18 protein-coding genes are annotated in these 21,177 nt (G+C 69.5%); 10 read left to right on the top strand and 8 right to left on the bottom strand.

The window, feature by feature from the left end; genetic code table 11:
• Positions 1-4: 4 nt before the first annotated feature.
• Positions 5-313: a WXG100 family type VII secretion target gene (locus ACIGXE_RS21575; RefSeq protein WP_399749723.1), complete on the top strand. Its 309-nt coding sequence runs from the start codon at positions 5-7 to the stop codon at positions 311-313.
• 88 nt (positions 314-401) lie between these two features.
• Here the strand turns inward: ACIGXE_RS21575 and ACIGXE_RS21570 are convergent, their stop codons facing one another.
• From ACIGXE_RS21570 to eccCa, 6 genes are all read right to left on the bottom strand, one after another.
• Positions 402-635 (bottom strand): DUF397 domain-containing protein, encoded by a 234-nt coding sequence (locus ACIGXE_RS21570; protein WP_399749721.1) that lies wholly within the window; start codon positions 633-635, stop codon positions 402-404.
• A 106-nt stretch (positions 636-741) separates the two neighbouring features.
• Positions 742-1,362 (bottom strand): hypothetical protein, encoded by a 621-nt coding sequence (locus tag ACIGXE_RS21565; RefSeq protein ID WP_399749719.1) that lies wholly within the window; start codon positions 1,360-1,362, stop codon positions 742-744.
• 41 nt (positions 1,363-1,403) lie between these two features.
• Positions 1,404-1,937: a hypothetical protein gene (locus ACIGXE_RS21560; protein WP_399749717.1), complete on the bottom strand. Its 534-nt coding sequence runs from the start codon at positions 1,935-1,937 to the stop codon at positions 1,404-1,406.
• 134 nt (positions 1,938-2,071) lie between these two features.
• On the bottom strand, positions 2,072-4,234 hold the full coding sequence (locus ACIGXE_RS21555) for a hypothetical protein (RefSeq protein ID WP_399749715.1): 2,163 nt from the start codon (positions 4,232-4,234) through the stop codon (positions 2,072-2,074).
• A gap of 32 nt (positions 4,235-4,266) precedes the next feature.
• On the bottom strand, positions 4,267-4,701 hold the full coding sequence (locus tag ACIGXE_RS21550) for a hypothetical protein (protein ID WP_399749713.1): 435 nt from the start codon (positions 4,699-4,701) through the stop codon (positions 4,267-4,269).
• 139 nt (positions 4,702-4,840) lie between these two features.
• Positions 4,841-8,791: a type VII secretion protein EccCa gene (gene eccCa / locus ACIGXE_RS21545; protein WP_399749711.1), complete on the bottom strand. Its 3,951-nt coding sequence runs from the start codon at positions 8,789-8,791 to the stop codon at positions 4,841-4,843.
• Positions 8,792-8,973: 182 nt separating this feature from the next.
• On the opposite strand from eccCa, the gene eccD reads away from it, so the two are divergent.
• The 6 genes from eccD to ACIGXE_RS21515 all read left to right on the top strand — a co-directional run bounded on the left by eccD (position 8,974) and on the right by ACIGXE_RS21515 (position 16,154).
• Positions 8,974-10,449 (top strand): type VII secretion integral membrane protein EccD, encoded by a 1,476-nt coding sequence (gene eccD / locus ACIGXE_RS21540; RefSeq protein WP_399749709.1) that lies wholly within the window; start codon positions 8,974-8,976, stop codon positions 10,447-10,449.
• A 323-nt stretch (positions 10,450-10,772) separates the two neighbouring features.
• Entirely contained in the window at positions 10,773-11,063 is a 291-nt protein-coding gene (gene rpsO / locus ACIGXE_RS21535) for a 30S ribosomal protein S15 (protein ID WP_128976159.1), read from the top strand.
• A 270-nt stretch (positions 11,064-11,333) separates the two neighbouring features.
• A complete protein-coding gene (locus ACIGXE_RS21530) occupies positions 11,334-13,544 on the top strand; it encodes a polyribonucleotide nucleotidyltransferase (protein WP_399749707.1) in 2,211 nt (736 codons plus the stop codon).
• Positions 13,541-14,920: a M16 family metallopeptidase gene (locus ACIGXE_RS21525; RefSeq protein ID WP_399749705.1), complete on the top strand. Its 1,380-nt coding sequence runs from the start codon at positions 13,541-13,543 to the stop codon at positions 14,918-14,920. The genes ACIGXE_RS21530 and ACIGXE_RS21525 overlap by 4 nt, the downstream gene beginning before the upstream one ends.
• 35 nt (positions 14,921-14,955) lie before the next feature.
• Entirely contained in the window at positions 14,956-15,708 is a 753-nt protein-coding gene (gene dapB / locus ACIGXE_RS21520) for a 4-hydroxy-tetrahydrodipicolinate reductase (protein ID WP_399749702.1), read from the top strand.
• A gap of 5 nt (positions 15,709-15,713) precedes the next feature.
• The gene (locus ACIGXE_RS21515) at positions 15,714-16,154 is read left to right on the top strand and encodes a hypothetical protein (RefSeq protein WP_399749700.1); all 441 of its coding nucleotides are present in this window, start codon (positions 15,714-15,716) and stop codon (positions 16,152-16,154) included.
• Between the two features lie 34 nt (positions 16,155-16,188).
• On the opposite strand, the gene ACIGXE_RS21510 is transcribed toward ACIGXE_RS21515, so the two are convergent.
• Both ACIGXE_RS21510 and ACIGXE_RS21505 read right to left on the bottom strand, forming a co-directional pair.
• A complete protein-coding gene (locus tag ACIGXE_RS21510) occupies positions 16,189-16,737 on the bottom strand; it encodes a PH domain-containing protein (RefSeq protein ID WP_399749698.1) in 549 nt (182 codons plus the stop codon).
• 53 nt (positions 16,738-16,790) lie between these two features.
• Entirely contained in the window at positions 16,791-17,027 is a 237-nt protein-coding gene (locus ACIGXE_RS21505; RefSeq protein WP_399749696.1) for a hypothetical protein, read from the bottom strand.
• Between the two features lie 165 nt (positions 17,028-17,192).
• Here ACIGXE_RS21505 and thyX point away from each other — a divergent pair, with 165 nt between their 5' ends.
• From thyX to ACIGXE_RS21490, 3 genes are all read left to right on the top strand, one after another.
• On the top strand, positions 17,193-17,936 hold the full coding sequence (gene thyX / locus ACIGXE_RS21500) for an FAD-dependent thymidylate synthase (protein ID WP_399749694.1): 744 nt from the start codon (positions 17,193-17,195) through the stop codon (positions 17,934-17,936).
• Between the two features lie 191 nt (positions 17,937-18,127).
• On the top strand, positions 18,128-19,027 hold the full coding sequence (gene dapA / locus ACIGXE_RS21495) for a 4-hydroxy-tetrahydrodipicolinate synthase (protein ID WP_399749692.1): 900 nt from the start codon (positions 18,128-18,130) through the stop codon (positions 19,025-19,027).
• A gap of 111 nt (positions 19,028-19,138) precedes the next feature.
• A complete protein-coding gene (locus ACIGXE_RS21490; RefSeq protein ID WP_399749690.1) occupies positions 19,139-20,824 on the top strand; it encodes a ribonuclease J in 1,686 nt (561 codons plus the stop codon).
• The last annotated feature ends 353 nt before the right edge of the window (positions 20,825-21,177 follow it).

The raw sequence follows: 21,177 nt of genomic DNA, 5'->3' as shown, positions 1-21,177 counted from the left end.
CAGAATGTCTGTCGACAACGCCGGTACCAAGGTCCGGTACGAGTCCGTCCAGGAGATGGCGAACCGTATCCGTACGGTCTCGCAGAACATCATCAAGGACATCGCGGAGATGGACGCCGCCCTGCGGGTCGTCACCGACACGTGGGACGGTGACGCGCACCACGAGTACGAGCTCCTTCAGGGCAAGTACAAGAAGCGCGCCGAGGACATGAAGGACCGCCTCGAGAAGACGGCCAAGATCATCGAGCAGGGCAAGGACAGCTACCGCTCCACCGACGTCAAGGCTTCGCGTCTGTTCACCGAGGCCTTCTGACTCCGACCCGGGCCTTGGCTCAGGGGTACACGAGAAGGGGCCCGCTCCGTCCGGAGCGGGCCCCTTCTCGCCGTCTGCTGCTGTTCCCCTAGCGCAGGTCGAACTCGCCGTCCTTCGCGCCGAGGACGAAGGCATCCCACTCGGCCTTCGTGTACCGCAGCACGGTGTCGTGGTCGAGGGAGGACCGCATCGCGACGCCGCCGCCCGGCAGGTGGGCGATCTCCACGCGCTCCTCGTCGGGGCTGGTACCGGGGGCGCCCTCCCACGTGACGCCGCTGATGTCGAGCGCGTACAGCTCGTCCTTCTCCTGCTGGGTGCCCATGTGGCTCTGCTCCTTCATACGGCGGCGGAACACGCGTCGTTGCAGGTCAATCATGGGTGCCTTGGGGTCCGGCTGTCAGCCGGACCCCGGAATCGGCCCCGCCGGTTCACTCCGCCTGCGCGGCGAAGGTCTTCGCGAGCTTGAGGACCTGCTCCGGCGTCAGCGAGGTCTTCCCGGAGCCGTCCTTCTCGGCGGTCAGCACCAGGGCGACGTCGCCCTGGCCGCCGGAGTCGAGCCGGACCGTGACGACGTTCCCACCCTTGGTGGGTACGGCCTCGCCGGCCTTCGCCTTCGCGGCCTTGTCGGTGTAGGCCTGCAGTTCCTCAACGCTCAGGCCACCGGCACTCTGGATGAGAGGTGCCTGAAGGTACACCGCGTTCCCCTCGGCCGTGGCACCGGTGTGGACGTCCACGTCATCCGCGCCCGCGTGGTACGAGCAGGTGACGAGCGCACCGGTTGTGCCCTGCCAGGGCGACTGCGGATCGGTCGTCTTCCCGCCACTCGCGGAGGCCTTGGGGTCGTCGGACTCCCCGCCGGCAGCGCCCGGCTCGAGACCAGGGTCGTCGAGCTCGGCGGCGTCGGCCGCCTCCTTGAGGTCGTACGGCAGCGGACAGCTGTCGGATCCGTCCTTCTTGACCTTCTCCGCGAGCTCGACGACACGGTCGACGCTCAGGGAGCCCGCGGCTCCCGCCCCGCTCCCGCACCCGACGAGCACGGACAGCAGCACCGCCCCCACAACCGCTTGCCCCCCGCGCCCCACGACGCCCTTCACGACGCACTCCCCCCGGCGACCGCCTTCACGACCGGATCCTTCTCCAACGGCTTGTTCTCGCAGCCCAGAACCTCGGTGGCCTTGCGCGTCATGCGGTAGACGAAGTCCATCTGCTGGTCCTGGGTGTGGTGATCGTGAACGGGACCCAGATTCACCGTGAACGCGGCACCTGTGTGAAGGAGGACCTTCCTCGACGGCTCCTTCAGCTCACCTGGCATGAGGCACTGGACGTACAGATCCGTCGTGACATCATCGGATCTTCCGGTTGCGCCATTCAATCGGTATTCCCGGGTGTCCTTTTCGGCGGGCTTCTTCTTCGCGTCATCGAGGGTTACCCACTCGAAGTCGATCGTGGCGCGGCCGACGTCTGCTTGACCTGTCGGTACGTAGGAGCATGCCGTGACGGCGTAGGTCGCGGCTGGGTCTGCGATGTTGTGGAGGTTCTCCTCCATCCTCTCGACGAAGCGCTGGTCGCGAGGGAGGTGTGAGTCAGTCCTATAGCTCTTCGTCCGGATGACGGTGTGCAGCAACTCTTCCTCGACAGAACTCGCCGAGATTTTGCAGAGCCTGTTTTCAGGAGGGGCCGCAGGCTTGGAAGTGCAGGAGGTCATGACGACCGCGGAAATGGCTGCGAGCAGGAGCCGAGAGCGGCGATTCAAGGTATTCATCCCAGATGGCGCCTGGCCTCGTTGATGCCGCTGGTGTGACCGTTGTAGGCAGAATCCCGTGCGGCATGGAACGGCCCGGAGTCCAGGTGATTCTGCTCCTGCCATTGGTTGAAGATCTTGGTCATGCCTTGCTTGCCGGAGGCGAAGTTGCTGCTGACTTGCTTGTCCCGCTGTTCTTCTGCGAGGTCGGTGACGTCCTTCACCCATTCGTACTTGACGGAATCGATGATCGAACCTCCCGCGGTGCCGACCACCGGGATCTCTCCGATCATTCCGTTGGCCGCCGCTGCCGTGTGCTCGGAGGTTCCCTCGGCCCACTTCACCTTGTCATCCGCCCTGTCCATGTAGACATCGGCGCCGATTTCGTTGAGTGCGCCCATCGCCATTCCGATTTGACGTGACCGGTGGTTCCAGTCCGCGCTGTCAGAATGGGTGGGATCACCATGGAATCCCGGGGCCTCGCCAAGCAGGTGGGCGGAATAGGAGCGTTCCGCCTCGTAGAGGAGAGCATACGAGGGACCGTCTTCGGCGATGCCACGCATCACGCGAACGAGGCTTCCCTGACCCACGGCAATGTTCGAGGTGTCACCCTTTCCCTCCCGAGTGGTGATGTCGTCCTTGCCGTCGACCTCCCCGTACGCCGACTCTTCCCCTGTGAGGGTGAGGTGCGTATCGGCGACGTAGTCCGCCAAGGCCCTTGCCATGGGTTGCCGGAGGTTGGCCAGGTCTTCGGGGAACTCGGCGCCGCCTTGGTCATCGTCGAGGAATTTGATCGCGTTGTGCATGACCCGCGCCTGGCCCTCGGTGTGCAGGGCGACCGGGCCGAGCTTCTCGCCGGGCTCGTGCCCCGTCGCCGCTGCCTGAATGGCATTCCCGAGGCCCGTGGCCTTCAAGGGGTCGTCCATGAACTGGGGAGTTCCATAGAGGTTGTTCAGCCCCTCCTTCGGCCACTCCCGCTCTGTGAGGAGGAACTTCAGGTGACCGTTCTCGTTCCCCGGAGCCTTGGGGTCGAGGAAGTACTCGGCATCCCCCGGGTCCTTGCTCATGATGTCGAGCAGCCCGTCCAGCGGGTCGGCAGCGATGTTGGGACGCAGGACGTCCCTGAAGTGCTGCCAGTGGTCTGGTTCCTTCTTCTCGATCTCGATCATGTCGTGACCGAGCTCGTTGAGGAACTCCTTGCCGTAGCCGTCCGGGTTCCCCTGGTTCATGAGGGTGACGAGGACCTGGTACCCCTGTGTCGGGACGTTGTCGCCGAAGGGGCCGGTCTCGTCTGTGACGACCTTGCCACCGAGCTCCTTCAGCCCGTCCACGAACGGCCGGTACGCGTAGCTGTTCGGGTCCTTCGTGCCGGAGGCGATCGTGTCCGCCAGGCCGGCCTGGATCGACTCGTAGAGCTTCTTCTGGTCGGCCGGAATGCCCCGCTCGTTCGCGGCCAGGTTCATCCTGTCGGCGATCGTCAGCGTGTCCTTGGCGCCGAGGCCGTTCAGGTACGCCTCGCTGAAGTGCTTGTCGTCGGAGTTCTGCTTCAGCAGGTCGCGGTAGTGCTCCAGCTCCGCCTTCGACGCCTTGCCCTCGCGGACCTTCTCCGACAGGGCGAGCGCCTCGACGGCCTCGACGTCGTCGACCGGCTTCGAGTTGAAGCCGAACATGGCCGTGCCGTCGGCGCCGGAGGCGTTGAGCAGAGCGACCTTGACGTCCGCATCGAACTCCGTGACCGCCTTGACCGCGTCGTTGATCTTGCGGGTGTACGACATCTCCACCTCCCGCAGATCCGGGTCATGGCGGATGGCGTTCGCCTCCTGGGCGCTGACCTTGCTGAAGTCGTAGCTCGCGCTGCCGGACTCGGAGACCTTCATGCCGGCCGCGACCGCCTCGTCGACCGCCGCCTTCACCCGCCCCTTGAGCTCGGTGAACGTGCCGTGGGCGTCCCGGAGCAGCGACTCCATGGCGAGCGCTTCCTTCTGGGCCGCGTCGAGCTCGTTGCGCGTGATCCCGAAGTTCTGCGCGCTGAACTGCTGGGCCTGGCCCATCCACAGCGGGTTCTTGGTGGCGACGCTCTGGACCTCCTTCTCGTAGAGGTCCTCGACCTTCTTCAGCTTCTCCGCCATGCTCTTCCAGCCGTCGGCGGCGGTGCTCAGCTTGCCGAGGTCGGTCTGCACGATCTCCTGGTACGTCGGCACCGCGATTCCCCCTAGATTCCCGAGACCTTGGACTGCGTCGGCGCGAAGCTGTATCCCGTCGTCAGGTCGTTGTTCTGGAACAGCGTCGACGTGTTCCGCAGCGCGCTCTTCTCCGATTCGAGGCGCGCGTTCAGCCGCTTCACCTGGCTGTCCCAGTGCTCGTGGGCCTTCTTCAGGCCGGCGGACGTGTCCCAGCCCTTGAACTCCGTCACCGCGCCGTCGGTGCCCTCGTCCGCCGCGTCCGCGGCCGACTTCAGGTTCGGCTGGATCTGGGTCTCGATGGTGTTGGCGGCGGCCTTCTTCCTGGCGGGCGACGTCGCGAGGTCCGGGCTGCCGGAGCCGCCGCCGGGGTCCGCGGGCAGCTGGTTCAGCCGCATGTCCGACGCCTGCGTCCGCGGCGTCCTCGCGTTGTCCTTGTCCTGAGCCCACTCGTCGTCGAACGACACGGGTTCCCCCTTCGCTGAGTTACGGCGATGTTTGCAGTTCTGAAGTGCTCACGTCCAACCATGGCCAACGGCAGGGTCACGGTCCGGTGTCGAAACCGGAACCGCAACCCTGCCGCGGGCCCCCAGGAAGGGATGGACCTCACCTCTCCGGCAAACGCCCCGTCTGCACCAGCGAAGCCGCCCCCCGTCGCGAGACGAAGTAGCCCCGGCCCGGCGGCATCGGCCGCGGCCGAACGTTGCCGAGCAGGTCGCCCTCCTGCGGGTCGCCGGACAGGACCACGCCCTGCGCGCCCAGCTCCTTGATGCGCTGCATGAACGTCTCGTACATGGAACGCGAGGCGCCCGCGCTGTTGCGCGCGATGATGAAGCGCACGCCCGTGTCACGGGCGAAGGGCAGGAACTCCGCGAGCGGCGCCAGCGGGTTGCCGCCGCTCGTCGCCACCAGGTCGTAGTCGTCGACGATGATGAAGACCTGCGGGCCCGACCACCAGCTGCGGTCCCGCAGCTGCTGCGGCGTCACGTCCTGCGGCGGCTGGCGCCGCGAGAACACTCCGGACAGCGCCTCCATGTGCATCTGCATGGAGCTCGCCATCGGCGCGTACTCCAGCAGGTGCTCCTCCGGCAGGCTGCCGAGCAGCGCGCGGCGGTAGTCGCCGACGACCAGCTTCGCCTCGTCGGGGGAGTACCGCTCGCCGATCTGCTTGGCGATCAGCCGCAGCAGGTTCGTCTTGCCCGACTCGCTCTCACCGAAGATGAGGAAGAACGGATCGGTGTCGAAGTTGACGAACACCGGCTCCAGACGCGTCTCGTCGATGCCGATCGCGATGCCGTGCTGCGGGAACTCGAAGCCCTTCGGCAGCTGGTCGGCGGCCAGCTTGTGCGGCAGCAGCCGGACCGCCGGCGCCGGGGGACCCTGCCAGGCACCGCGAACGGCCTCCACGAAGGCCGCCGTGCCCGTCGCCAGGTCCTGCGCCGAACTCGAGCCGTCGATCCGCGGCAGCGCCCCCATGAAGTGCAGCTTCTCCGGCACCTGACCCCGCCCGGGCACGCCCGTCGGCACGTTCGCCGCGACCTTGCGGTCGAACTCGGAGTCCATGACGTCACCGAGCCGCAGCTCCAGCCGGCCCAGCATCTGGTCCTTGAGCGCCGCCCGCACCTCCATGTAACGGGCCGCGGTGATCACCACGTGGATGCCGTAACCGAGACCGCGCGCCGCCAGGTCGGCGACCGTGGACTCGAGCCCCTCGTACTCGTTGCGGAAACCGCCCCAGCCGTCGATGACCAGGAACACGTCGCCCCAGGCCTCGCCCGCCAGTTCACCCGCCGCCCGCTTGCGCCGGTAGGTGGTCATGGAGTCGATGTTGTGCGAACGGAAGAACTCCTCGCGCCGGTTGAGCACGCCGAGCACCTCGGCGACCGTGCGCCGCACCCGCTCCGGGTCCAGCCGGGACGCGACCCCGCCGACATGCGGCAGCTCGGCCAGCGACGACATGCCGCCGCCACCGAAGTCCAGGCAGTAGAACTGCACCTCGGCCGGCGTGTGGGTGAGCGCGAACGACGAGATCAGCGTGCGCATCAGCGTCGACTTGCCCGACTGCGGACCGCCGACCACCATCATGTGGCCCGCCGCCCCCGAGAAGTCCCGGTACAGCACCTCGCGCCGCTGCTCGAAGGGCTTGTCGATGAGGCCGAGCGGCACCGTGAGCCCGCCCGGGCGGGTGTACTCGGTCGCCGTGAGCCCCCGGTCCGCGGTCTGCGCCAGCCCCGGCAGCAGCTGGTCGAGCGACGGCGCCTGGTCGAGCGGCGGCAGCCACACCTGATGGGCCGGCACGCCCTGACCCTCCAGCCGCCGCACGATCACGTCGAGGACGGTGTCCGCGAGCGCGTCGTCCTCCTCGCCGCGCTGCGCCGTCAGGTACGCCGGGTCCGGCGCGGCGTACACCACCGGCACCGGCGAGGCCGTGAACACCGCGGGCCGCCGCTCGATCTGCAGGTTCCCCGCCTCCAGGCGCGGACCACCGGTCCGGTACGTGCCCGAGACGTACGCCGCCTTGAAGCGGGTCATCTCGTCCGTGCCGAACTTCAGATAGCCCGAACCCGGCACCGACGGCAGGTGGTACGCGTCCGGCACGCCGATCGCCGTGCGCGACTCGGCCGCCGAGAAGGTCCGCAGACCGATCCGGTACGACAGGTACGTGTCCAGGCCGCGCAGCTTGCCCTCCTCCAGGCGCTGCGAGGCGAGCAGCAGATGCACACCCAGCGAGCGGCCGATGCGGCCGATCTGGATGAACATGTCGATGAAGTCGGGCTTGGCCGTCAGCAGCTCGCTGAACTCGTCGATGACGAGGACCAGCGAGGCCAGCGGCTCCAGGGGAGCACCGGCCGCCCGCGCCTTCTCGTAGTCGTGGATGTTGGCGTAGTTGCCCGCGGAACGCAGCAGCTCCTGGCGCCGCTGCAGCTCACCGCGGATCGCGTCGCCCATGCGGTCGACCAGCGTCAGGTCGTCCGCCAGGTTGGTGATGACGGCGGCCACGTGCGGCATCTGCGACATGCCCGCGAACGTGGCACCGCCCTTGAAGTCCGCGAGGACGAAGTTCAGCGTCTCCGAGGAGTGCGTGACGGCCAGACCGAGCACCAGCGTGCGCAGCAGCTCCGACTTTCCGGAGCCGGTCGCGCCCACGCACAGACCGTGCGGGCCCATGCCCTCCTGCGCGGCCTCCTTCAGGTCCAGCATGACCGGCGAGCCGTCCTCGCCGACACCGATCGGCACGCGCAGCCGCTCCGCCACCGACCGCGGCCGCCAGGTGCGGGCCACGTCCACCGAGGCGGCGTCGCCCAGGTTCAGCAGATCCGTGAAGTCCAGGTTGGCGAGCAGCGGTTCGTCGTCGTCCCCGCCGCCCATCCGCAGCGGCGCCAGCTGCCGGGCCAGCGCCTCCGCCGCCGGCAGCGACATGACGTCCGGCACGCCCTCGTACGCGAAACCGCCGCCCGACTCCAGGCGCAGCCGCCCCGGCCGCACGACCACGGACAGACCGCCGCGCGGCTCGTCCAGCTCGCCGGAGACCACCTCGACGATGGTCACGCCCTGCAGCCCCTCGGCCGCCGCGAACAGCGAGTCCGGCGGCACCATCCCGCCGTCCAGGATCACCACGACGTGCGGCTGGTCCAGGACCGGCTGGTTGTCCCGGCTGAACCGCGGCCGGCCGTCGAGCCGGTTGCGGATGAGCTGCTCCAGCTCGCCCAGGTCGTCGCCGAACAGACGCTTCGTGCCGGCCCCGTCGACGGTCCCCTGCACCTGGCTGTGCGGCAGCCACTTGGTCCAGTCCCAGCGCTCCTGCGCGCCCCGGGCCGCGACCACGGCCAGCATCAGGTCGTCGGGGGAGTGCAGCGTCACCAGCTGCGCCACCAGACCGCGCGCGGCCGACTGCGCCGCCTCCGGGTCGCCCGACACCGTCACGTGGTAGAACGCCCGCAGCGAGACCGCCATCGGCAGTCCGTCCAACGTGCCGTGCACCGCCAGGAACTGCTGCATGGCGCCCGCGCACAGCGGCTCCAGCTCGTCCACCGGCGCCGTGTCCGGCGCCACCAGCGGAGTCGCCAACTGCTGGGCGCCCAGGCCGATCCGCGCCTGCGCGAAGTCGTGGTCGCCCACCCGGCGCTCCCACAGCCGCGAACCCTCGGCGACCACCGACCACAACTGCTCGGGCGCCGGGTGCAGATACAGCTGAGCGTCCCGCTGCTTGCGCGCCGTGCGCCGCACCGTACGCCGGGTCTGCGCGAGGTATTTGAGGTAGTCCCGCCGCACATCGGCCATTTGCCCCTGCGACCCGCGACGGAATCTGACGAACTGGGCGATGGCCATGCCGACCGTCGACGCCAGCATCAGCGTGCCCATGATGCGCATGATCGGAGACGGCGTCATGAAGAAGAACACCACGGACGAACCCATGCCGAGCATCGGCAGGAGCTGCATCAACGCGGACTCCTGCTGCCCCCGCGGCAGTTCGGGCGGAGACTCCAGGACCAGTTCCTCGCTGGGTACTTCCGGAGGAAGGGACCTCGGCGGGCGTTTGACGACGATCTGGCTCACCGGCGCATCAATCCCTCGTTACGAGCGGGCTGGTGCGGGAACCTTCCGCTCCGGCGCCCCCGTCGGCTGTGTTCAAAGCGGACTCCCCCACAAGACGGCGATCCTACTTGCCACCACCGTCACCACTCCCCGGTAGGGTGTCGCCGCACCGTGCGCAACCGCGAATCAGGGGGTCCAGACACGTGAGTACGACCGCAACGACCGGCTTCTGCCGCGTCACCGTCGTGGCGCCGGACAGCCGCATCGACGTCGCACTCCCCGAGGACATCGCCGTCGCCGACGTCTACCCGGAGATCCTCCGGCTGACCGGACAGACCCAGCCGGCCGGCGCCCCCACCGGCTACCACCTCGTCCGCCGCGACGGCACCGTCCTCGACGGCGCGCGCAGCCTCGCCGCCCAGCAGGTCCTCGACGGCGAGGTGCTCTCGCTGCGGCCCTTCGCGCAGTCCCTGCCGCCCGCCGTCTTCGACGACGTGTCCGACGCCGTCGCCTCCGCCGTCACCCGCGACCGGCACCTGTGGAGCGACGAACTGCTGCGCGGCGCCGGCCTCGTCGGCGGCGTGCTGCTGCTCGTCCTCATGGGCTTCGTGCTCTGGTTCGCCGACCCGGTCCGCCACGACATGCACAGCCTGCCGGGCGTCATCGCCGGCGCCGCGGGCGTGCTGCTCACCGCCTTCGCCGGTGTCCGCGCCCGCGTGTACGGCGACCGCGCCACCGCCGTCGCCCTCGGCCTGGGCGCGCTTCCGCTGCTGCTCATCGCCGGCTCCGGCATCGTCGCGCCCGACGCGGGGCAGGGCCCGGGCCGGCTCCAGTTCCTGCTGGGCTGCGTCACCGTCCTGGTCGCCGCCGTCGCGCTCGTCGCCCTCACCCCGAGCGGCGACGCCCCGTTCGTCGCCGCGACCTTCCTGGCCACCGTCGGCACCCTCGCCACCTTCGTCGCGATCCTGACCGAGGCCACGGCCACCGGCACCGCCGCCGTGTGCGTGCCCGTCGCCATCGGCCTGGTCGCCTTCCTGCCCGGCCTCTCGGCCCGCTTCGCCCGGCTGCCCATCGGCTACGCCTCCCCGCGCAGCGCCGCCGACGACGAGTTCCTCGCCGACCCGCACCAGGCCGCCCACGCCGAGGCGCAGCCCGTCGACGGCGAGCGCATCGCCCTGCAGGCCCGCCGCGGCCACGAGATGCTGCTCGGCCTGGTCGGCGGCTGCGCGGCCGTCGTCGTCGGCTCCTGCGCGGTGCTCGGCTTCGCCGGCAACACCTGGGGCCAGCTCCTGGCCCTCGCCGCGGGCCTCGCGATGCTGCTGCGCGCCCGGCTCTTCCGCTACACCTCGCAGGTCGCCTGCGTCCTGGTGGCCGGCCTCGCCGCCATCGCCCTGCTGGTCCTCGGCCTCTCCCTGAACCCGCCGGTCGACCTCGTGAAGGACCTCCTCATGTACGGGGACCGGGGCGGCCTGGACATCCGTACGATCTGGCTGAGCGCGGCCGTCGCCGCGGGCGCCGCCCTGGTCACCGCGATCGGCCTGATCATCCCGAGGAAGGGCCTCTCGCCCTTCTGGGGCCGGCTGCTCGACCTCACGGAGGGCTTCGTCCTGCTCTCCCTGGTCCCGCTGTGCCTCGCCGTCCTCGACGTCTTCATGCGGGCCCGCTCGCTGACCGGCTGACCGGCCGGCCGGCCGGCCGGTCAGCGGAACCGCCGACCCGCCGACCCGCCGACCGCCCGCCCCGCCCGCTGACCCGTCCGCCCCGCCCGCCGACCCGTCCGGCCCAGTCCGGCCGAACGGGTCGGCCCCGGGACTCCCGGAACCCGCTCCAGGTCGCCTCGGCCGAGCTGGTACGCTGTGTGACGGCCGTTTGTGTACGCGCTCCCGGAAGCCTCGAGCATCGGGGAGCAGCGCTCATCGGACCTTCGCTCCCGAGTCATGGAAGCTTCCCCTGAGACCTAGACCAGGGGCACTCGTGGGCGCACGAACCAGAGGAGATCCGCGTGGCTCTCGACGCCGCCGTCAAGAAGCAGATCATGGCCGAGTTCGGCACCAAGGAGGGCGACACCGGCTCCCCCGAGGTCCAGGTCGCCATGCTGTCCCGCCGCATCTCGGACCTGACCGAGCACCTCAAGACCCACAAGCACGACCACCACTCCCGTCGTGGTCTGCTCATCCTGGTCGGTCAGCGCCGCCGTCTGCTGCAGTACCTGGCCAAGAAGGACATCCAGCGCTTCCGTACGCTGGTCGACCGCCTCGGCATCCGCCGCGGTGCGGCCGGCGGCGCCAAGTAAGACGCCGTGAAGGGAGCGGTTCCCACTTTCAGGGGGCCGCTCCCTTTGCTGTACGTGCGCGATGTACCCACCGGCAATTAGTCTGGTCACACAACGCCACATCCACGCGCGAGAAGCAGCCGGCACGCCGCCGGTCCTCGGTAGTGGCCCCCGGGCATCGGCCCCGGGAGCTTCGATCGAAGACCGGCCCGCCACGACAGCGCTTCTCCCGCACCGCCCCTGGCCACACGGGCCCGCGGGCGCAAAGACGAAACGTAGGAGAAACCGCTAGTGGAGAACGAGACCCACTACGCCGAGGCCGTCATCGACAACGGCTCCTTCGGCACCCGCACCATCCGCTTCGAGACGGGCCGTCTGGCCCGCCAGGCCGCCGGCTCCGCCGTCGCCTACCTGGACGACGACACGATGGTCCTCTCCGCGACCACCGCGTCGAAGAAGCCCAAGGACCAGCTCGACTTCTTCCCCCTCACGGTGGACGTCGAGGAGCGGATGTACGCCGCCGGCAAGATCCCCGGCTCCTTCTTCCGCCGGGAGGGCCGCCCCTCCGAGGACGCGATCCTCACCTGTCGCCTGATCGACCGCCCGCTGCGCCCGTCCTTCAAGAAGGGCCTGCGCAACGAGATCCAGGTCGTCGCCACCGTCATGGCGCTGAACCCGGACCACCTGTACGACGTCGTCGCGATCAACGCCGCGTCCGCGTCTACCCAGCTGGCCGGCCTGCCCTTCTCCGGCCCGATCGGCGGCGTCCGCGTCGCGCTGATCAAGGGCCAGTGGGTCGCCTTCCCGACGCACACCGAGCTCGAGGACGCCGTCTTCGACATGGTCGTCGCGGGCCGCGTCCTGGAGGACGGCGACGTCGCGATCATGATGGTCGAGGCCGAGGCCACCGAGAAGACCATCGCCCTCGTCAAGGGCGGCGCCGAGGCGCCGACCGAGGAGGTCGTCGCCGCCGGTCTCGAGGCCGCGAAGCCGTTCATCAAGGTCCTCTGCAAGGCCCAGTCGGACCTGGCCGCCAAGGCCGCCAAGCCCGAGGGCGAGTTCCCGGTCTTCCTGGACTACCAGGACGACGTGTACGAGGCCCTCGCGGCCGCCGTCAAGGGCGAGCTCTCCCAGGCGCTGACCATCGCGGGCAAGCAGGACCGCGAGGCCGAGCTGGACCGCGTCAAGGAGATCGCCGCCGAGAAGCTCCTCCCGGCCTTCGAGGGCCGCGAGAAGGAGATCTCCGCCGCCTACCGCAGCCTGACCAAGGCCCTGGTGCGCGAGCGCGTCATCAAGGACAAGGTCCGCATCGACGGCCGCGGCGTCACGGACATCCGTACGCTGGCCGCCGAGGTCGAGGCGATCCCGCGCGTGCACGGCTCCGCCCTGTTCGAGCGTGGCGAGACCCAGATCCTGGGCATCACCACCCTCAACATGCTCCGCATGGAGCAGCAGCTGGACACCCTCTCCCCGGTGACCCGCAAGCGCTACATGCACAACTACAACTTCCCGCCGTACTCCGTCGGTGAGACCGGCCGCGTCGGTTCGCCGAAGCGCCGCGAGATCGGCCACGGCGCGCTCGCCGAGCGCGCGATCGTGCCGGTCCTGCCGAGCCGCGAGGAGTTCCCGTACGCGATCCGCCAGGTGTCCGAGGCCCTCGGCTCCAACGGCTCGACGTCCATGGGCTCGGTCTGCGCCTCCACCATGTCGCTGCTGAACGCCGGTGTGCCCCTCAAGGCCCCCGTCGCCGGTATCGCCATGGGTCTGATCTCCCAGGAGATCAACGGCGAGACGCACTACGTCGCCCTCACCGACATCCTCGGTGCGGAGGACGCCTTCGGCGACATGGACTTCAAGGTCGCCGGCACCAAGGAGTTCGTCACCGCCCTCCAGCTCGACACCAAGCTGGACGGCATCCCGGCCTCCGTCCTGGCCGCGGCCCTCAAGCAGGCCCGCGACGCCCGCCTCCACATCCTCGACGTGATGATGGAAGCGATCGACACCCCGGACGAGATGTCCCCCAACGCCCCGCGGATCATCACCGTCAAGATCCCCGTGGACAAGATCGGCGAGGTCATCGGCCCCAAGGGCAAGATGATCAACCAGATCCAGGAGGACACCGGCGCCGAGATCACGATCGAGGACGACGGCACCATCTACATCGGTGCCGCCGACGGCCCGGCCGCCGAGGCCGCGCGCGCCACGATCAACGGCATCGCCAACCCGACCATGCCGGAGGTCGGCGAGCGGTACCTGGGCACGGTCGTCAAGACCACCACCTTCGGTGCCTTCGTCTCCCTGCTCCCGGGCAAGGACGGCCTGCTGCACATCTCGCAGATCCGCAAGCTCGCCGGCGGCAAGCGCGTGGAGAACGTCGAGGACGTGCTCGCGATCGGCTCGAAGGTCCAGGTCGAGATCGCCGAGATCGACCAGCGCGGCAAGCTCTCCCTGATCCCCGTGATCGAGGGCGAGGACGAGGCGAAGGACGACACCGACCAGTGACGTCCCGCAGTTCCGCGACGACGGCCCGCCCCTCTTCCGAGGGGCGGGCCGTCGCCCGTACCCAAACGCTTCTCCCGGGCAAGGACGGCATCGGCACGGTCCGTCGCACCACCCTTCCCGGCGGCCTCCGCATCGTCACCGAGACCCTGCCCTCGGTGCGCTCCGCCACCTTCGGCATCTGGGCGCACGTCGGCTCCCGGGACGAGACCCCGGCCCTCAACGGCGCCACCCACTACCTGGAGCACCTCCTCTTCAAGGGCACCCACAAGCGGTCCGCCCTCGACATCTCCGCCGCGCTCGACGCGGTCGGCGGCGAGATGAACGCCTTCACGGCGAAGGAGTACACCTGCTACTACGCCCGGGTCCTCGACACCGACCTGCCGCTGGCGATCGACGTCGTCTGCGACATGCTCACGGGCTCGCTCATCCTCGACTCCGACGTGGACGCCGAACGCGGCGTCATCCTCGAGGAGATCGCGATGACCGAGGACGACCCCGGCGACGTGGTGCACGACCTGTTCGCGCAGACGATGTTCGGCGACACCCCGCTGGGCCGCCCGGTCCTCGGCACCGTCGACACCATCAACGCGCTCACCCGGGACCAGGTCGCCCGCTTCTACAAGAAGCACTACGACCCCACCCACCTGGTCGTCGCCGCCGCCGGCAACGTCGACCACGCCACGGTGGTACGGCAGGTCCGCCGCGCCTTCGAGAAGGCCGGCGCCCTCGGCCGTCCGGACGCCCGCCCGGTCGCCCCGCGCGACGGGAAGCGCACCATCCGCACCGCGGGCCGGGTCGAGCTGCTCGGCCGCAAGACCGAGCAGGCCCACGTGGTCCTCGGCATGCCGGGCCTGGCCCGCACCGACGAGCGCCGCTGGGCCCTCGGCGTGCTGAACACGGCCCTCGGCGGCGGCATGTCCTCCCGCCTCTTCCAGGAGGTCCGGGAGAAGCGCGGCCTCGCCTACAGCGTGTACTCGTACACCTCCGGATTCGCCGACTGCGGCCTCTTCGGCGTGTACGCGGGCTGCCGGCCCAGCCAGATACACGACGTGCTGCGGATCTGCCGGGACGAGCTCGACAAGGTCGCCTCGGACGGACTCACCGACGACGAGATCGCCCGCGCCATCGGTCAGCTCTCCGGCTCGACCGTCCTCGGCCTGGAGGACACCGGCGCGCTGATGAACCGCATCGGCAAGAGCGAGCTGTGCTGGGGCACCCAGATGTCGGTCGACGACATGCTGGCCCGGATCGCGGCCGTCACCCCCGACGACGTACGGGAAGTGGCCCGCGATGTACTGGAGCAGCGGCCCTCGCTCTCGGTGATAGGCCCGCTGAAGGACAAGCAGGCGAGCCGCCTCCACGAAGCGGTCTCCTGACCCCCGAGTCCCCCGAGTACGAGTAAGGAAGAGCAATGAGCAAGCTGCGCGTGGCGGTCCTCGGAGCCCAGGGCCGGATCGGCTCCGAGGCGGTCAAGGCCGTCGAGGCCGCCGAGGACATGGAACTGGTCGCGGCCCTCGGCCGCGGCGACAAGCTGGAGACGCTCGTCGAGGCGGAGGCCCAGGTCGCCGTCGAGCTGACCACCCCGGCCTCGGTCATGGGCAACCTCGACTTCTGCGTGCGCCACGGCATCCACGCGGTCGTCGGGACCACCGGCTGGACCGAGGAGCGCCTCGCGCAGCTCAAGGGCTGGCTCGCCCAGTCCCCGGAGACCGGCGTCCTGATCGCCCCGAACTTCTCCATCGGCGCGGTCCTCACCATGAAGTTCGCGCAGATCGCGGCTCCCTACTTCGAGTCCGTCGAGGTCGTCGAGCTGCACCACCCGCACAAGGTGGACGCCCCCTCCGGCACCGCCACCCGCACCGCCCAGCTGATCGCCGCCGCCCGCGCCGAGGCCGGCCTCGGCGCCCAGCCGGACGCCACGGCGACCGCCCTGGAGGGGGCGCGCGGCGCGGACGTGGACGGCGTCCGGGTGCACGCGGTACGGCTCATGGGCCTGCTCGCCCACCAGGAGGTGCTGCTCGGCGGCGAGGGCGAGACCCTCACCGTCCGGCACGACTCCCTGCACCACTCCAGCTTCATGCCGGGCATCCTTCTGGGCGCCCGCCGTGTCGTGACCACCCCGGGCCTCACCTTCGGCCTGGAGCACTTCCTGGACCTGGGCTGACGGTCATGGGCGGAAAGATCACGTACGTCTTCCTCTCCACCGTCCTCGTCCTCGTCTTCGGCGTGGTGGGGATGGAGGGGGTCCTGCTCCTGCTGACCGGCGAGCCTGCGGCCATGGGCATGGGCGCGGTCGCGTTCCTGCTGCCGCTGGTCGGCGGCTGGTTCCTGTGGAAGAACACCAGCTTCGCGCGCCGGGCGAATCGCCTGGCCGCGGAGCTGGAGGCCGAGGGCGGACTGCCCGTCGACGAGCTGAGGCGCACCGAGGGCGGCCGGATCGACCGCGACTCGGCCGACGAGGTCTTCGCCCGGCGCAAGGCCGAGACGGAGGACTCGCCGGACGACTGGCGCTGCTGGTTCCGCCTCGCGGTGGCGTACCACGACGCCCGCGACACCCCGCGCGCCCGCAAGGCGATGCAGCGCGCGATCACGCTGCACGCGGCGCGCTGACGCTGTACGCGGCGGACTGACGCGCCCGGCGCGCTCAGTGCGCGCCGGCGTACTCCGCGTTCCAGGCCTCGATCGTGTCCGCCGCGCGGTCGAAGGCCTCGACGCGGGACAGGAAGTCGGCGTTGTGGTCGGTGAGCAGCGGCGCCTGCTCACCGTCCCGCCGTACGAGCACCAGGGCCTGGCCCTGGACCGTGCGGGGGAGTCCCAGCCAGCGCACCGGCTGCTGGGTGGTGCGTACGGCGGCGGCCTGGGCCCACGGCACGGTCCGGGTCGAGAAGAACGAGACGTGCCGCAGACCGGCCCGGCTCACCCACACGCCCATGCGCAGCACGCGCAGCGCGGCGCCGATGACCAGCGCGGCGACACCGAAGGTGAACAGGGCCCCGCCGGTCGCGCCGGCCACGGTGACGATGACGGCCGCCAGCAGCACGAACGAGGCGAGCAGCAGCGCGAGCGCGGCGATTCCCACCCGCCACGGCCCGGGCCGGTACGGGCGACGCCACTGGTCGTGGTCGTCGAACGGCAGCGCGATGTCGTCGTCCGCCTCGAAATCGTGGTCGGCCGTCAGAAAGGGCAGGGGCACGACAGGTCCTCACTCACAAGCACGTTCGGTGGGCTGTGCCCGGTGAGGCTACCTCAGCGCCCGTGGGAAGCCTCGGACTGCTGCCGTCCCCCCGCGTCCCCGGACTGGAGGGAGGGCATGCCGAGCACGAGCGACCCGACGAGCCCCGCGACGACGGTCAGCCCGATCAGCGTACGGCCGAGGACCTCGGAGGGCCTGAGACGCTCCCGGGGAGGCGGAGTGACGTTACTGCGGAAGCGGTCGGACTCCGCGACGAACGCGAACGGTACGGCCTCTCGCCGGCGGAACATCAGGGCCACTCTCCTCGAATCGGTGGTGTGCGTGTCTGTCACAGGTACAGACGAGCGAACCGGCGCTTTGGTGCCGTTTTTTCATCAAAGCGGCCGAATCTCATCCTCCGGGAGGACCTGGCTAGAGTGGGCGACTGCAATGAGCCCCGCCGGGAAGGACCGCTGGTGACCGACACCCCCTCCGAGCACGACGCGAAGATCGACATCCGGAGCGACGTCACCGTCGACCTGGTACGGAGCGCCGCCACCGACTCCGACGTCCTCTGGGCGGCGCGCGTGTCCACCGCGGGCGAGCAGTCCCTCGAAGAGCTCCAGAAGGACCCGGAGCGCTCCAAGGGCCTCATCAACTTCCTGATGCGGGACCGCCACGGCAGCCCCTTCGAGCACAACTCGATGACCTTCTTCATCAGCGCCCCGATCTTCGTGTTCCGCGAGTTCATGCGGCACCGGGTGGGCTGGTCGTACAACGAGGAATCGGGCCGCTACAGGGAGCTGCAGCCCGTCTTCTACGTGCCGGACGCCTCCCGCAAGCTGGTCCAGCAGGGCCGCCCCGGCAAGTACGTCTTCGTCGAGGGCACCGAGGAGCAGCATCAGCTGGTCAGCCGGACCATGGAGGACTCGTACCGCCAGGCGTACGCCACGTACCAGGAGATGCTGGCGGCCGGCGTCGCCCGCGAGGTCGCCCGTTCGGTCCTGCCGGTCGGCCTTTTCTCCTCCATGTACGCCACCTGCAACGCCCGCTCGCTGATGCACTTCCTCGGCCTGCGCACCCAGCACGAGCTCGCCGCGGTGCCGTCCTTCCCGCAGCGGGAGATCGAGATGGTCGGCGAGAAGATGGAGGCCCACTGGGCCCGGCTGATGCCGCTGACCTACGAGGCCTTCAACAAGAACGGCCGTGTGGCGCCGTAGCGCACGGGCCGTATGCACATAAGTACGAACTTCACGCACGAAGTGTCCGTATTGCGACGTTTCACGAAGTTCATCTAGGCTGATCAAACGGACCCGGCACTGCTTGAACCCCCGAGCAGGCAGTGCCGGGCTCCCCTTATCACGTCCCCCGAGGGGGCACCCGGCGCTGAGCAGCGAGTAGCGTGTTACCCATGGCTCCGATCTCCACTCCGCAGACCCCCTTCGGGCGGGTCCTCACCGCCATGGTCACGCCGTTCACGGCGGACGGCGCACTCGACCTCGACGGTGCCCAGCGACTCGCCTCCCACCTCGTCGACGCGGGCAACGACGGCCTGATCGTCAACGGCACCACCGGCGAGTCCCCCACCACCACCGACGCGGAGAAATCGCAGCTGGTACGGGCGGTACTGGAGGCGGTCGGCGACCGCGCACACGTCGTCGCCGGCATCGGAACCAACGACACCCACCACAGCCTCGAGCTCGCCCGCGTCGCCGAGCGCGACGGCGCGCACGGCCTGCTCGCCGTCACGCCGTACTACAACAAGCCCCCGCAGGAGGGCCTGTACCGGCACTTCTCGGCCATCGCCGACGCCACCGAGCTCCCGGTGATGCTCTACGACATCCCCGGCCGCAGCGGCGTCCCGATCGACACCGAGACCATCGTCCGGCTCGCCGAGCACCCCCGGATCGTCGCCAACAAGGACGCCAAGGGCGACCTCGGCCGCGCCAGCTGGGCCATCGCCCGCTCCGGCCTCGCCTGGTACTCCGGCGACGACATGCTCAACCTGCCGCTGCTCTCCGTGGGCGCCTGCGGCTTCGTCTCCGTGGTCGGCCACGTCGTCGCCCCGGAGCTCCGCGCCATGCTCGAGGCCTACCTGGCCGGCGACGTCCAGAAGGCCACCGAGATCCACCAGCGGCTGCTCCCGGTCTTCACCGGCATGTTCCGCACCCAGGGCGTCATGACCACCAAGGCCGCCCTCGCCCTCCAGGGCCTCCCGGCCGGCCCCCTGCGCCTGCCCCTCGTCGAGCTCTCCCCCGAGGAGACCGCCCAGCTCAAGGTCGATCTGGCCGCCGGCGGGGTACAGCTCTGACAACAGACTTCACAACTGAAGATCCGTAACTGAATGACGACAGCAAGTGCACGAATGTCATGCGCGCCACGTGCCGAGCCGGTACGTGGCGCGCATGGTGAGGAGAGACTTTTGAGCCATCCGCATCCTGAACTCGGCGCCCCGCCGAAGCTGCCCAAGGGCGGCCTGCGCGTCACCCCGCTCGGTGGCCTCGGCGAGATCGGCCGGAACATGACGGTCTTCGAGTTCGACGGCCGCCTTCTCATCGTCGACTGCGGCGTCCTCTTCCCCGAGGAGGAGCAGCCCGGCGTCGACCTGATCCTGCCGGACTTCACCACCATCCAGGACCGCCTCGACGACATCGAGGGCATCGTCCTGACCCACGGCCACGAGGACCACATCGGTGGCGTGCCGTACCTGCTCCGCATGAAGCAGGACATCCCGCTCATCGGCTCCAAGCTGACCCTCGCCCTGATCGAGGCCAAGCTCCAGGAGCACCGCATCCGCCCCTACACCCTTGAGGTGGCCGAGGGGAACCGCGAGCGGTTCGGCCCCTTCGACTGCGAGTTCATCGCCGTCAACCACTCCATCCCCGACGCCCTGGCCGTCGCCGTCCGCACCCCCGCGGGCATGGTCGTCCACACCGGCGACTTCAAGATGGACCAGCTGCCGCTGGACAACCGCCTCACGGACCTGCACGCCTTCGCGCGCCTGAGCGAGGAGGGCATCGACCTCCTGCTCACGGACTCGACGAACGCCGAGGTCCCGGGCTTCACGGCGCACGAGCGCGACATCTCCAACGTCCTGCGCAACGTCTTCGCCAACGCCCAGAAGCGCATCATCGTGGCCAGCTTCGCCAGCCACGTGCACCGCATCCAGCAGATCCTGGACGCCGCCCACGAGTACGGCCGCCGGGTCGCCTTCGTCGGCCGCTCCATGGTCCGCAACATGGGCATCGCCCGTGACCTCGGCTATCTGCGGGTCCCGGCCGGTCTGGTCGTCGACGTGAAGACGCTGGACGACCTCCCGGACGACGAGGTCGTGCTGGTCTGCACGGGCTCCCAGGGCGAGCCCATGGCCGCCCTGTCCCGGATGGCCAACCGTGACCACCAGATCCGGATCGTCCCCGGAGACACGGTCATCCTGGCCTCGTCCCTGATCCCGGGCAACGAGAACGCGGTCTACCGCGTGATCAACGGCCTGACCCGCTGGGGCGCCAACGTCGTCCACAAGGGCAACGCCAAGGTCCACGTCTCGGGCCACGCCTCGGCCGGCGAGCTGCTGTACTTCTACAACATCTGCAAGCCGCGGAACCTCATGCCGGTCCACGGCGAATGGCGCCACCTGCGCGCCAACGCCGAGCTCGGCGCGATGACGGGCATCCCCAAGGACCACATCGTCATCGCCGAGGACGGCGTCGTCGTCGACCTGGTCGACGGTCGCGCCCGCATCACCGGCAAGGTCCAGGCCGGCTACGTCTACGTGGACGGCCTCTCGGTCGGCGACGTCACCGAGTCCTCCCTCAAGGACCGCCGGATCCTCGGCGAGGAGGGCATCATCTCGGTCTACGTGGTCGTGGACGCCTCCAGCGGCAAGATCGTGGGCGGCCCGCACGTCCACGCCCGCGGCTCCGGCATCGAGGACTCCGCCTTCGACGCGGTGCTCCCGAAGATCGACCAGGCCCTGAACAAGTCCGCCCAGGACGGCGTGGTCGAGCCGCACCAGCTCCAGCAGCTGATCCGCCGCACGGTCGGCAAGTGGGTCTCCGACACCTACCGCCGCCGCCCGATGATCCTCCCGGTGGTCGTGGAGGTCTGACGGACCGTCTCGTACGGCGGAGGGGGGCGCCTCGATTTGCATCGGGGCGCCCCCCTCCAGTACGTTTACGGCTCCGCCAGAGGGAACCACCCGGGCACCGCTGTGTGCCGGGAGGGTGAACCGGGAGGCGGGAAATCCGACTCAGAACCTCTGATAAAGTCGGAACGCGCCGGAAGGCCTCGGAAAGAAGACGAAAGTCGGAAAGCCGGGACCGGAAAGCACCGAGAAAATCGGATCGAAAAGATCTGATAAGCTCGAAACCGCCGGAAGGGCCCGGAGCGAAAGCGAAAGGGACCGGAAAGCACCGAGGAAATCGGATCGGAAAGATCTGATAGAGTCGGAAACGAAGGAAG

The organism is Streptomyces sp. NPDC053431 (assembly GCF_044544925.1).
Lineage (GTDB): Bacteria > Actinomycetota > Actinomycetes > Streptomycetales > Streptomycetaceae > Streptomyces.
The sequence above is the reverse complement of the archived record's forward strand: the minus strand, read 5'-3'. Positions and strand labels throughout refer to the sequence as shown.